This window comes from Devosia sp. XGJD_8, assembly GCF_046614475.1.
Taxonomy (GTDB): domain Bacteria; phylum Pseudomonadota; class Alphaproteobacteria; order Rhizobiales; family Devosiaceae; genus Devosia.
In genome coordinates this window covers 1177596-1189606 of the sequence record NZ_JBKJHF010000001.1, presented here as the reverse complement: position 1 = coordinate 1189606, position 12011 = coordinate 1177596, and the positions used below count along the sequence as shown (strand labels likewise).

General features: G+C 65.5%; 10 protein-coding genes and 1 pseudogene. 6 read left to right on the top strand and 5 right to left on the bottom strand.

Going from position 1 to position 12011, the window contains the following annotated elements; all coding sequences use genetic code 11:
* Positions 1-122: 122 nt before the first annotated feature.
* Together ACLI1C_RS05550 and ACLI1C_RS05545 are read right to left on the bottom strand one after the other, a co-directional pair.
* On the bottom strand, positions 123-515 hold the full coding sequence (locus ACLI1C_RS05550; protein WP_411395870.1) for a response regulator: 393 nt from the start codon (positions 513-515) through the stop codon (positions 123-125).
* A gap of 75 nt (positions 516-590) precedes the next feature.
* A pseudogene (locus ACLI1C_RS05545) lies at positions 591-1639 on the bottom strand (sensor histidine kinase).
* A 272-nt stretch (positions 1640-1911) separates the two neighbouring features.
* Between ACLI1C_RS05545 and ACLI1C_RS05540 the strand changes: the two are divergent.
* On the top strand, positions 1912-3072 hold the full coding sequence (locus tag ACLI1C_RS05540; protein WP_411395869.1) for a GGDEF domain-containing protein: 1161 nt from the start codon (positions 1912-1914) through the stop codon (positions 3070-3072).
* Between the two features lie 10 nt (positions 3073-3082).
* Here ACLI1C_RS05540 and ACLI1C_RS05535 read toward each other — a convergent pair whose 3' ends face one another.
* Positions 3083-3544: a GyrI-like domain-containing protein gene (locus ACLI1C_RS05535; RefSeq protein WP_411395868.1), complete on the bottom strand. Its 462-nt coding sequence runs from the start codon at positions 3542-3544 to the stop codon at positions 3083-3085.
* 83 nt (positions 3545-3627) lie between these two features.
* The gene (gene mutY, locus ACLI1C_RS05530) at positions 3628-4680 is read right to left on the bottom strand and encodes an A/G-specific adenine glycosylase (RefSeq protein WP_411395867.1); all 1053 of its coding nucleotides are present in this window, start codon (positions 4678-4680) and stop codon (positions 3628-3630) included.
* A gap of 86 nt (positions 4681-4766) precedes the next feature.
* Between mutY and ACLI1C_RS05525 the strand changes: the two genes are divergently transcribed.
* The 3 genes from ACLI1C_RS05525 (at position 4767) to smc (ending at position 9705) form a co-directional block, all read left to right on the top strand.
* Positions 4767-5279, top strand: coding sequence for a DUF721 domain-containing protein (locus ACLI1C_RS05525; protein ID WP_411395866.1), 513 nt, complete (start codon positions 4767-4769; stop codon positions 5277-5279).
* A gap of 112 nt (positions 5280-5391) precedes the next feature.
* Complete coding sequence (locus ACLI1C_RS05520; RefSeq protein WP_411395865.1) at positions 5392-6201, top strand: thioredoxin domain-containing protein; 810 nt, start codon at positions 5392-5394, stop codon at positions 6199-6201.
* Between the two features lie 48 nt (positions 6202-6249).
* Positions 6250-9705, top strand: a complete 3456-nt coding sequence (smc, locus tag ACLI1C_RS05515; RefSeq protein ID WP_411395864.1) for a chromosome segregation protein SMC — start codon at positions 6250-6252, stop codon at positions 9703-9705.
* Here the strand turns inward: smc and ACLI1C_RS05510 are convergent.
* Complete coding sequence (locus ACLI1C_RS05510; protein ID WP_411395862.1) at positions 9702-10205, bottom strand: DUF1353 domain-containing protein; 504 nt, start codon at positions 10203-10205, stop codon at positions 9702-9704. The two genes, smc and ACLI1C_RS05510, sit on opposite strands and share 4 nt — an antisense overlap.
* Before the next feature lie 585 nt (positions 10206-10790).
* Between ACLI1C_RS05510 and ACLI1C_RS05505 the strand changes: the two genes are divergently transcribed.
* Together ACLI1C_RS05505 and ACLI1C_RS05500 are read left to right on the top strand one after the other, a co-directional pair.
* Complete coding sequence (locus tag ACLI1C_RS05505) at positions 10791-11180, top strand: AtpZ/AtpI family protein (RefSeq protein ID WP_411395860.1); 390 nt, start codon at positions 10791-10793, stop codon at positions 11178-11180.
* Between the two features lie 21 nt (positions 11181-11201).
* Entirely contained in the window at positions 11202-11978 is a 777-nt protein-coding gene (locus ACLI1C_RS05500; protein WP_411395859.1) for a F0F1 ATP synthase subunit A, read from the top strand.
* The last annotated feature ends 33 nt before the right edge of the window (positions 11979-12011 follow it).

Sequence of the window (12011 nt, the reverse complement as noted above, 5' to 3'; positions counted from 1 at the left end):
CGACGACCATCAGCCCCTATGCGGGGGCTTTTTTCGAGGCCTTGAAGTTGGTGCGGCGGCAGGTCATGCCGTCAAGGTCGGCCAAAGCCTGCAGATTGTCAATCTGGCCAGGCTGGCGCCGGTCAGACCCTTGAGCCGGCAGAAGCGTCGCCAGCGAGCAGGGGCGCCATGGCGTCGGTGATGGCGTGATCATCATAGGGCTTGGAAAAGAAGCTGCTGCCACCGGGCAGGCTGCTTTCTTCGATGATGGCGGCGCCGGACGCGACGATCAGCCTGACCGGCGGCCAGCGGTCCCGGATGTAATGGGCCAGCTTTATGCCGTCCATTGTCCCGGGCATCTGCACATCGGTGAAAACCAGATCGACATCGCCCCGTGACTCGAGGATGGCGATGGCCTCATCGGCATCGCGCGCCTGCAGCGCTTCGTAGCCGGCTGCCAGCACCAGATCGACCGCACCCATGCGAATGATCGTGCTGTCTTCGACCACCAGTACGACGGCCTTGCCTTTATTCATTGCTTGCTCTGGTAACTGGGCGGAGCCACACAGGCCAGGCCAGTAGGGTAAAGCGATTGGGAAGCAATTGAGTTCCTATGCCGCGCTGGGAAGATCGGCCTGCACAGCGGCATCTTCCTGGTGGCTGATGGTGACGGCGGTGCCGGGGCCGGCATCGCTCACGGCGATTTCGCCCAACAGGTTCTTGGCGAGCGCCTCGACGATGCCGCTCCCCAGTCCTGCCTTGGGTGCATCCTCGCCCGAGGGCATGCCGATGCCGTTGTCGGTGACGGAAAGGGTCCAGTCATCGCCCGAGGATCGATAGTCGACCAGTATCTTGCCGTCCCGCTCATCGGGGAAAGCGTGCTTGAGGGCGTTGATGACCAGTTCGGTCACGATCAGCCCCAGGCTCACGGAGATGTCCGCCTCAACGGCGCTGTCATCGACCGTCACCTCGATCGAGAGGCGTTCGGGGTCAGCGATCATGGACGCGCCAAGGCTCAGGCAAAGCTGGTTGAAATAGCTGCGGACTTCGACATTGCCGCCGCTGGAGGTGGAGAGCTGGCGCTGCAGGGCCGCAATGGACATGACGCGGTTATGGGCGTTCTGCAGATGCCCCCGCGCCTCTTCCGACTGCACCCTTCGCGCGCTCTGCATGAGGACGCTGGCGATGATCTGCAGGCTGTTCGCCACCCGATGCTGAACCTCCTAGAGCAGCATGGCCTTGTCGCGGACCAGATTGTCTTTCAGTCGCGCCTCGGCGCGCATGTCGGTCACATCGGTAATGGCCACAAGCAGGCGGATATTGTCGGCGTCGCCGTCATCGAGCGTGCATTGACGATGAGCTGCCGCGCCTTGTGGTCCGGGCGCACGAGGTCGATTTCGTAGGCTTCGATACGCGCACTGCCCGACGCGGTCGCCTTCAGCAGGGAAACCAGCTTGGGCATGGCCCATTCGCCGGCCCCGAGCTGGCCCAGGTGCCGGTCCAGAACGGCTGCAGGATCGATCTCGAAGGCGCGGCAGAAGGATGCGCTGGCGGCAATGACCTTGAGGTCTTCCGTCAGGAACAGCAGCGGCTCGTTGGATGACACGACAACAGCGAGAGTGCTCGGCGCTTCGGAATGCACAGTCGGCGGCTTTGGCATGAATTGGCCCTCAGGGGCCGAAGACCCGCAAAGCGGATCATTACTCGGCAACAATGCCAATCAGCCCGCAATGGCGGGCTCGACGTGTCCATCCTAGTATGCCTCGTGAAAAAGAGCGCCATGCCAAATGGAGATCGGGATAACGATAGAGCGAGGCGCGGACATCCCTTAACGATAACAGCCAGTTGTCGCCATCCGTACCGGTCCGGAAGGACCGTGTTAACCCGTCACCCCCACCATGCCTGCCGTGACTTGGGGTGCGGGGGCGCACAATGTCCGCCATGGTCGGGCTCAATATCGTCATCGCTGCCATACTGGGCTTTCTGGCCCTGCTCTGTGCCGTGGCCAGTCTGGCGCTGCGGCGCAATGAGCCGCTGGCCTGGCTGGCGGCGGCGCTTGGCGTCGGCACAACGCAAACGCTGATCGTCACCTTTGCGCCCGGCACGCCGCTGGAGTTCATCTCCGCCATGGTGATGGCGCCGCTCGGCTTCTGGCTGGCCAACAGCGCCATCCACGCCATGATGTCCGAGAAGCGCTGGCGGCGGGCGTTCAACCTGGCCTTTGCCGGATTGTGTGCCATTGCCGTGGCGCTGTTTGCCGTCGGCGCACCGTTCTTCTACCAGGTCCTGTTCGTGCAGCTCGCCTGCTGCCTGGCCATGATCGATGCCGGCCTGCGCATTGTGAGCCGGCTGCGCTGGCGGGTGCTGGACACTTCCCTGCTCATATCGGTCTGCATACTGGCGCTGCTCAGGATTGCGCGACTGCCGCTGCTGGTCTGGTATTTCGGGCCCGGTATCGAATTTACCGGCTTCAACGGTTCATCGATGGAGCTGGCCCTGCTGGCGGGCGAGAGCTTCCTCACCCTGGGGATCATCACGCTCGTGATCTCGGCGATCATTGCCGACACGATCGAGACATTCCGGCTGCAGTCCGAACGCGACGGGCTGACGGGCCTGCTCAACCGCCGGGCCTTCGATGCGCTGGCCGGCGTGACGGCAGCCAGGGGCGGAGCGGTGATCTTCTGCGACATCGACCATTTCAAGCAGGTCAATGACCGCTTCGGCCACCAGGTTGGCGACGAGGTGATCTGCGCCTTTGCCAGCGTCATGGCGCGGACCGGCTATCAGGCAGGCCGTATCGGCGGGGAGGAGTTCGCGCTGCTGCTGCCCGGCATGTTCATGCAGGAGGCGCTCGATGTCGCCGAGATGATCCGCACCCGCTTTCATGCCGGCGACATATCCGAGATGCCTGCAGGCACCAGGGTCAGTGCCAGTTTCGGCGTGGCCGGCTTTGCCGGGGGCACGCCGCCGTCATCGGCATTCGACCGCGCCGACGCCGCGCTCTACCGGGCCAAGCATGAGGGGCGCAACCGCGTCTGCGCCGACCTGGATGGCTCGGGGCACTATGGGGCAAAGGACCTGCTGACGGCGTGACGTCGGCCGGTTATTGCACCGGCCAGAGGATCTCCGTCTTGATCTGCTCAGGCGGGCTGTCCGGCGGGCTGTAATAGACTTCCCACATATCCTGCGCAGCGGTGAGGCCGCGGGCCTTCATTTCCTCGGTCATGGCATTGTAGGTCTGCACCACCGTGTCATACGGCCCCATATGCACCGCCTTCATATTGCGGCCCGATGGCGTCTGGCCGGTCTGAAGGCCGGCCGCCTTGAGCTTGTCGAGTTCGTCGGGGCGGGCGGGAAAGCCGAGTTCGAAGGTCGTGGTCTTCTCGTCATAGGCGGTATAGTGGCACATCGGCATGCCCGCCATGCGCGCACCGGACTGGCCAAAGGCCGCGCCCAGCCGGTCAAAGCCCTGCCCCATGGCCTGGGCGATGTCGGACATGGGCGTGGTCATGGTGATATAGGCAAAGGGCTCTGGCTTGAGCGTGACGATCGGAAAAGCTGGCATCGGATGCTCCTCATGCTGGTCGTTCCAGCTTGCACCCAAATGGCCCTCCGGTAATTGATCCAGGTCAGGCAGCAGGCAATTGCCTAGTCGAGCCCTGCCGCGGCCAGCACTTTTCTGAACAGGGTGGGCAATGCCTCGCCCTTGAGCGCGCGCGGCGGCGCCCACCAGCCGCCATCGAGCCCATCGGCCGGCACCTGCGCCGACCAGATTTCCAGCTCGAGCCGGAAATGGGTGAAGACATGCACCACCTGCCCCCGATGCTGCCAGGCGCCGGTCACCGGATAGTCCGCCACCGGCAGGTCGGCGGCCCAGGCGGAGCCGGGCACTTCGGTCATGCCGCCCAGCAGGCCCTTTTCGGGCCGGCTCTGCAGATAGACGTCGCCATCGGCGTCGCGCATCACATAGGCATGACCCTTGCGCACCGGCCGTTCGGCCTTGACCGGCTTGACGGGATAGAGGGTCGGATCGCCCACCCTGGTGGCCGTGCAGCCCGGCTGGATCGGGCACAGCATGCAGGCGGCCGTGCGCGGCGCGCAGATGGTGGCGCCCAGATCCATCATGGCCTGGGCAAAGTCCCCTGCCCGCTCGGGCACCGCGGCCTGTAGGGCGGCGCGCAGCTCGTCCTTGGCCTCGCGCACCGGGACGGGCAGCGCATAGTAGCGCGCCAGAACGCGGTCGAGATTGCCATCGAGCACGGCGATAGGTTCGTCAAAGCAGATGGCGGCAATGGCGGCGCTGGTATAGGCGCCGATGCCCGGCAGGGTCTGCAGGCCAGCCGAGGTCTGCGGGAAAACGCCGGCATGCTCGTTCACCACGGCCTGGGCGCAGGCATGCAGGTTCCGGGCGCGGGCATAGTAGCCAAGGCCGGCCCATTCCTTGAGCACGCTGTCGAGCGGCGCCGCGGCGAGATCGTGGACGGTGGGCCAGAGGCTTGTGAAGCGCAGGAAATAGTTCTTCACCGCCGCCACCGTGGTCTGCTGCAGCATCACCTCGCTGAGCCAGATACGGTAAGGGTCGGGCCCGATCCCACGTGCCCGATCGGCCGGGGCAATGCGCCAGGGCAGGTCGCGCGCATGCCGGTCATACCAGGCGAGCACGGCCGGGGCATCGATGGGGGCGGGATCGGGAAGATACATGGGAACCGGATAACTCCATCCTGATCATGCCGACAAGGGGGTGCCACGCTCTTGTGTGGGCAGGCCCCGAGCGATACTCCACTGTTATGGCCAAGGACGATCTCCCCGAACCGAAACGCCGCAATCGGACGATGAGCGTCGCCGATGTGCTGAGTGGCGCGCTCGATCCGGTCTTGAAGAAGCGCGGCTTTGCCAGCCGGGACATCATCGCGCATTGGTCGGTGATGGCGCCCAAGCCCTATGACACCGTGGCCATTCCCGACAAGCTGAGCTGGCCGCGCGGCGAGCGTGGCGCCGAGGGGGCGACGCTGGTCCTGCGCTGCGTGCCGGGCCATGCCATGGCCATCGCCCATGAGGGGCCCAAGATCGCCGCGGCGATCAACCGCTATTTCGGCTTTGTACTGGTGGGGGCGGTGCGCCTGTCCGCAGAGCCGTTCACCCCCGGTTCAGGCCGCAAGGAGCAAAAACCGCTCCAACCGAGCCAGAGCGTGATCGCAAAGGTCGGGGCCCAGGTGGCCGATATTGCCGACGACGATCTGAGGGAAGCGTTGCGGACTCTGGGTCACGCGCTATCCAGCAGATCGGGGCGAAGCGACTAGCCATTGTCGCGACAGTGGAACCGCACTGTTCACGTCGGGTTGATGGCTGTGCCCACTTGCCCACACAATTGCCGCGTGTAGTGTCGCGCGCAACAAAACAGGAGCGTTAGTCGTGAACTTTAACCGCCGTGACACCCTCATCCTGGCTGCGGCCGCGTCGGCCCTGAGCCTTTGCGGGGTGGCCACCGCCAGCGCTGCCGAAGGCGACATGGTGGATGTTGCCAAGCTGCTGGCGCCTGCCGGCGGGGTTGCCGACCACGTCATGGGCAGCGAAACCGCTCCCGTCACCGTCATTGAATATGCCTCGCCGACCTGCCCGCATTGCGCGACCTTCTCCAATGACGTGCTGCCGGGCTTCATCGAGTCCTATGTCGATACCGGCAAGGTCAAGCTCATCGTGCGCCCCTTCGTGCGCAACGTGCTCGACGCGGCCGTGTTCATGCTGGCCGAGGCCTCCGGCCCGACCAATTACCACAATGTGCTGTCGACCTATTTCAAGACCCAGACCACCTGGGCTAGCTCGCAGACACCGCGCGATGCCATCCTCGAAATCGCCAAGCAGCTGGGCTTTACCCAGGAAACTTTCGACGCTGCCTTGACGAATCAGGAACTGTTCACAGGGATGGAAGCCTTGCGCGAACAGGCGCTGGATGAATTTGGTCTGGCAGGCACCCCGACATTCTATGTCAATGGCAAGACACTCACCGGTGACAAGACGCTCGAGCAGCTCGCCGCTGAAATCGATCCCCTTGTTCCTGCCGATTTCGTTGCCACGACCGGCGCCGCCACAACCGCTGCCCCGGCAGCAGCCGAGCCCGCCGCTGCCCCTGCACCCGCTGCAACAACCGACGCCATGGCCCCGGCCGGCGGCGCGATGGCCCCAGCCGACCCTGCCGCGACGCCAGCCACCCCTGCGCAGTAACGACCTAACAAATGTGGTTCCCTTCTCCCCGCGCGGGAGAAGGGAGAAGTGAAGTTCTCCCGCCTCAAGCTGCACGGCTTTAAATCCTTCTCCGACGAGATGACCCTGGTCATGGAGCCGGGATTGACCGGCATTGTCGGGCCCAATGGCTGCGGCAAGTCCAACCTGGTCGAGGCCATGCGCTGGGTGATGGGCGAAAGCTCCTACAAGGCCATGCGTGCCTCGGGCATGGATGACGTGATCTTTTCAGGCTCGGGCAATCGGCCGGCGCGCAATTCGGCCGAAGTCACGCTCGTCCTCGACAATTCCGACCGCACCGCACCAGCGGCCCTCAACAATGCCGACATTCTCGAAGTCACACGCCGCATCGAGCGCGAGGCCGGCTCGGTCTATCGCGTCAATGGCAAGGAAGTGCGTGCCCGCGACGTGCAACTGCTGTTTGCCGATGCCTCGACCGGCGCCCATTCGCCGGCCATGGTGCGGCAGGGGCAGATCGGCGAGCTGATCGCCGCCAAGCCCACCGCACGCCGCGCTTTGCTCGAGGAAGCGGCAGGCATTTCGGGGCTGCATTCCCGCCGGCATGAGGCCGAGCTGCGGCTGCGCGCGGCCGAGGCCAACCTCGAGCGCGTCGACGACATCATCGCCCAGGTCGAGACCCAGCTCGAAACCCTCAAGCGCCAGGCGCGCCTCGCCACCCGCTATCGCTCGCTCAGCGGCGACATCCGCCGCGCCGAGGCGACGCTATATCATATCCGCTGGGTGGCGGCCCGCTTCGCCGAGAAGGAAACCGAGGCGCAGCAGGCCGTGCTGGTGCGCGAACTGGCCGATGCCACCCATCTCGAATTGCAGGCGCAGAAAAAGCTCGAAGCCGCCGATGCGGCGCTGCAGCCGTTGCGTGACCGCGAAGCCGTCACCGGCGCCGTGCTGCAGCGCTATACGATCCTTGCCGAACAGCTGGCCGAGGAATCCCGCCGCGCCAGCCAGCGCCGCGCCGAGCTGGAAGATCGCATCCGCCAGCTCGCCGCCGACGGCACGCGCGAGCGTGACCTCGTGGCCGAGGCGGAGACGACGCTGGCCGCCTATGGCGAGGAACAGGCTCGGCTCGCCGCCGACGGCGAGGCCGCGCAGGCCGATTTCGATCGCGCCCGCGCCGAGGCCGATGCCGCCCGCGCCGCCGTTGCCGGCGCCGAAGGCGATGCGCGCAGCGCGGCCGATCTCCTGGCCCAGGTCCGCGCGCGCAGGGCGCAGGCGATCCGCTCGGCGCAGGACGCCGCCGCGCGCATCCAGCGGCTGACGCAGCAGGCGGCCGAGGTCGAACGGGAAGCACAGAGCGTTGCCGCCAGCCTCGATGCCGACGAGACCCTCTCCAACAAACGCAGTGCCCTGGCCGCCGCACAGGCCGCCACTGCGGAAGCCGAAGCCGCCGCCCTCGTCGCCGAAGAAGTCGCTGCCGGTTCCCAGGCGAAGCTCGACGCCGCCCGCCCGCGCCTTGCGGAAATCGAGGCCGCGCTCAACCGGCTCGAAGCCGAGGCGGCAACGCTGGCCAAGATGCTCAATGTCGGCTCGGGCCTGTGGCCGGCCATTGTCGACCAGCTCAAGGTGACGCCGGGCTATGAGACCGCGCTCGGCGCCGCTCTCGGCGATGACCTTGAAGCCAGTTCCGATGCCGGCGCGCCGATGCACTGGTCGGTGCCGGTCGATCACAGCGATGACGCCGCCCTGCCCCAGGCCGCCGAGCCGCTGTCGCGCTATGTCACCGGCAGCGCCCTGCTCAAGCGGCGGCTCGACCAGATCGGGCTGATCGACGCGGCCGATGGTCCGGGGCTGATGCATGCGCTCAAGCCCGGCCAGCGGCTGGTGACGCTCGATGGCGCCCTCTGGCGCTGGGACGGCTTCGTCTCGGCCGCGGACGCACCGAGTGCCGCCGCGCAGCGCTTGGCGCAGCGCAATCGTCTCACTGACCTGGACGAGGAAATCGCCCGGGCCAAGGGCGAGCGCAATGCGCATAAGCGCGACGTGGAGGCGCTGACCGTGGCACTCGACATGGCCCGGCAGCAGGAGCGCGGGCGCCGTGAGGCCTGGCGCGCGGCCCAGCATGCCATTGGCGCGGCGCAGGCCGAGGTCGACAAGGCGCAACGCGCCATCGGCGACCTCACCACGCGCCAGTCGGCGCTGGAAGAAGCCCGTATTCGCCTCGCCGCCAGCCTCAGCGAGGCCGAGGCCATTCGCGCCGAGGCCGAACAGGCGCTGGCCGAGGCCGGCACCGAGGACGACGCCGCCCAGCGCGCCGAGGCCAGCCAATCCATTCTCACCACGGCCCGTGACCGGGCGGACCAGGCCCGGCTCAAGCTGGGCAGTTTCGAAACCGCCGCGCGCATGCGCGAGAGCCGTCTCGCCCAGCTCGAGCGCGATAGCCAGAGCTGGCAGCGTCGCCGCGAGGGCGCGCTGGCGCAGCTGTCGACGCTGGACCAGCGCAGCGCCGAAGTCAGCGCCCAACTGGCCGGCGTCAACGAAACGCCCGATGGGTTCGTGGCGCGGCGTGCGCAGATCGAGGACCAGATCGAGCAGGCCAAGATCGACCACAAGGCGGCCGGCGACAGCCTGAGCGTCGCGCAATCCGGCTATCGCGAGGCCGACAAGGCCCTCAAGACCGCCAGCGATATCCTGGCCAATGCCCGGATCGAACTGACCCGCATCGAGGAGCGCGCCAAGGGCTTCATCGCCCAGCGCCAGCAGATCGAGCGGCAGATCGAGGAAGTGCTCGACATTCCCGCCAGCAAGACGCTGGAAGCCTCCGGCATCCGCCCCGAGGAGGCGCTGCCTTCGGAAGCCGCCATCGAGCAGAAGGTGGACCGCCTCAAGGCCGAGCGGGAGCGGCTGGGCGGGGTCAATCTCTCGGCCGAAAAGGAAGCCATCGAGGTTCAGGAAAAGCTTGATGCCATGGTGCGCGACAAAACCGACCTGATCGAGGCCATTGCCAAGCTGCGCACCGGCATCCAGTCGCTCAACCGCGAGGGCCGCGCCCGGCTCAACGACGCCTTCGTCAAGGTCAATGCGCATTTCCAGGAGCTGTTCACCACGCTGTTCGGCGGTGGCACGGCGGAGCTGAGCTTTGTCGAGAGCGACGATCCGCTCGAAGCGGGCCTTGAAATCATCGCCCGTCCGCCGGGCAAGAAGCCGCAGACCATGACCCTGCTGTCGGGTGGCGAGCAGGCACTGACTGCCATGAGCCTGATCTTTGCAGTATTCCTCACCAATCCGGCGCCGATCTGCGTGCTCGACGAGGTCGATGCGCCGCTCGACGACGCCAATGTCGAGCGCTTCTGCAACCTGCTCGACAGCATGCGGCAGCGCACCAATACGCGCTTCATGGTCATCACCCACAATCCGATCACCATGAGCCGGGTGGATCGCCTGTTCGGCGTCACCATGGCCGAGCGCGGTGTGAGCCAGCTGGTCTCGGTGGACCTGACCACGGCCGAGAGTTTCCGCGAGGCGAGCTAGGCGCCGGTCACATAACGTTCAGTCGCCTCGCTGACCATGGCCGCCCGGTTCTCGCGCCAGCCCCCTGAGCCGCCCAGGCGAACGGCAGCGTAGATCAGCCTGCGGGCGAACCAGCCCACGCCGCGATTTTCCATCGCCTCTTCCATGATCCGGTCGGCTTCCAGCCGGCTATAGGGTTGGGGGCGGGTAATGGAGGGCGGATGCTTCTTCCATTTGCCGGTGCCGCCGGTGGAATAGAGGTAGTCGTGGATGATGGCGGCCTTGACCCAGGGTCCGTCCGGCGGGATCAGGATCCAGGCCCAGCGCGGCACCGATGCCAGATCGGTGACGAAACCCGCCGGCACCGTGATGGTGTGTTGCCGGTCGCCGGGGTGGTAGGTCAATGGGTCATGCATGCCCCACAGGCTCCGCCCCTCCTTGATGGATGGCGCAATCTTGTTGTCCAGCAGCACCAGAACCAGCTTGCCGCCAAATCTGTCGACCTTCTCAGCCCCTGCCATGCCAACCTCCCCGCACGGATAAGGCATTGAATGCCAGGACCGGCACGAGGGCAAGCTGGGATCTCCTCTTGCCGTCCCCAACTTATCCCCCTCTCCAGAACCCATGCCATAATCTCCCCATCACTCCGCATGGGCGGCCTGCAGGCGAACAGTGGCGGGGTGAGCCGGGCGCGGGCTTTGCCTTCCGCGCAGGTTCGAGATCCGGCCGCACGTTGGCGAGCGACCATCGTGCGCGATAACCGGGACTGTTCCAAAAACCGGCACCCGGAGGCGGTTGGCGTCTCGTTTTTAAATTACCAGAGGCGAAAGCCGCCTCGGGGTCCGTCCATCTCGAAAACCGCGCTGCAGGCGGCGCGTCCGCACGTCCCTGGGAGACAGAATCCCCCCGTCCCCGCCCCGACTTCGCCACGATCGCCGGTGGACAGCATGCCGCACCCCTGCGACAAGCTGAATTGCCATTACAGATCAACAACTTACGGTCGGTAAGGTTGTCTTGACACTCTCAGACCCCACCACTATGTTGCGCGCGACTTAAAAGGGCGTCCCGGAAACTCCGGGAGAAAGCCGGCCAGGGGGAGCGCGCGGATGGTAAAACCGCAAGATACCGAAGGTCGGCCGGACAGCGCCGAAGGGGTGACGCGCGATCTTGCATCACGCATCGCCTCGGCCAAGCGGGAACGCGATATCGAGGACAACAGAACCTCGAGGGACGCCTCCCCGGAGATGAGCGGTATGGCGCGCGGCATGCGCATCGGTACCGAGTTCATCGCCGCGATCCTGGTGGGGGCCGTTATCGGCTATCTCATCGATCTTGGCCTGGGGACCAGCCCCTGGGGCTTGCTCATCATGTTGCTGATGGGCTTCGCCGCTGGAATACTCAATGTCACCCGCGTGGTGGCGCAGATGAATGCCGCTTCGCCTCCCCCGCCGGGGTCCGATCTGGGACCCGACGTGGAAGACGAGGCAGACAAATGATGACGCTTAGAGGGCACCATCTTGGCCGGTACTGATCCGATCCACCAGTTCGTCATCTATGACATCGCGAAGCTGTTCACCGTTGGCGGTGACGGCACCGAAGGCAGTGGCGTCACCTTCGCCTTCACCAATTCGGCGCTGTTCATGGTCGCCACCGTGGCGATCGTGTCGCTCTATATGATCATGGCGACCGGCGCGAAGCGCGTGGTTCCAGGCCGGGCGCAGCTCGTGGCGGAGCTCATGTATGAGTTCGTGGCCAATATGGTGCGAAGTGCCGCCGGCACCGCGGGCATGAAGTTCTTCCCGCTGGTGTTCAGCCTGTTCACCTTCATCCTCGTGGCCAACATGCTCGGCATGGTGCCCTATTTCTTCACCGTCACCAGCCACATCATCGTCACCTTCGCGCTGTCGATGCTGGTCTTTCTGACCGTGGTGATCTACGGCTTCGTCAAGAACGGCCCGAAATTCCTCAAGCTGTTCGTGCCCTCCGGCGTGCCCGGCTATATCCTTCCCATCGTGGCGCCGATCGAGTTCATCTCCTTCATGAGCCGCCCGATCTCGCTCTCCGTGCGTCTGTTCGGCAATATCCTGGCCGGCCACATCACGCTCAAAGTCTTCACCGGCTTCATCGTCACCATGTCCAGCCTGGGTTTCCTCGGCATTCTTGGTTCGGCGCTGCCGCTGATCATGGCCATTGCGCTCACTGGCCTCGAGTTTCTCGTCGGTGCCGTTCAGGCTTACGTCTTCGCCGTCCTGACCTGCATGTATCTCAACGACGCGATCCACCCGTCTCACTAACTACCAGTCACGGCGGGCTGTTCCGCCAGAACC

Excerpts from the sequence above, each read along its gene's own strand:
- ACLI1C_RS05510 (WP_411395862.1), bottom strand. The coding sequence starts at position 10,205 with ATGGCAGGGGCTGAGAAGGTCGACAGATTTGGCGGCAAGCTGGTTCTG.
- ACLI1C_RS05505 (WP_411395860.1), top strand. The coding sequence starts at position 10,791 with ATGGTAAAACCGCAAGATACCGAAGGTCGGCCGGACAGCGCCGAAGGG.
- mutY (WP_411395867.1), bottom strand. The coding sequence starts at position 4,680 with ATGTATCTTCCCGATCCCGCCCCCATCGATGCCCCGGCCGTGCTCGCC.
- ACLI1C_RS05535 (WP_411395868.1), bottom strand. The coding sequence starts at position 3,544 with ATGCCAGCTTTTCCGATCGTCACGCTCAAGCCAGAGCCCTTTGCCTAT.
- ACLI1C_RS05525 (WP_411395866.1), top strand. The coding sequence starts at position 4,767 with ATGGCCAAGGACGATCTCCCCGAACCGAAACGCCGCAATCGGACGATG.
- ACLI1C_RS05550 (WP_411395870.1), bottom strand. The coding sequence starts at position 515 with ATGAATAAAGGCAAGGCCGTCGTACTGGTGGTCGAAGACAGCACGATC.
- ACLI1C_RS05540 (WP_411395869.1), top strand. The coding sequence starts at position 1,912 with ATGTCCGCCATGGTCGGGCTCAATATCGTCATCGCTGCCATACTGGGC.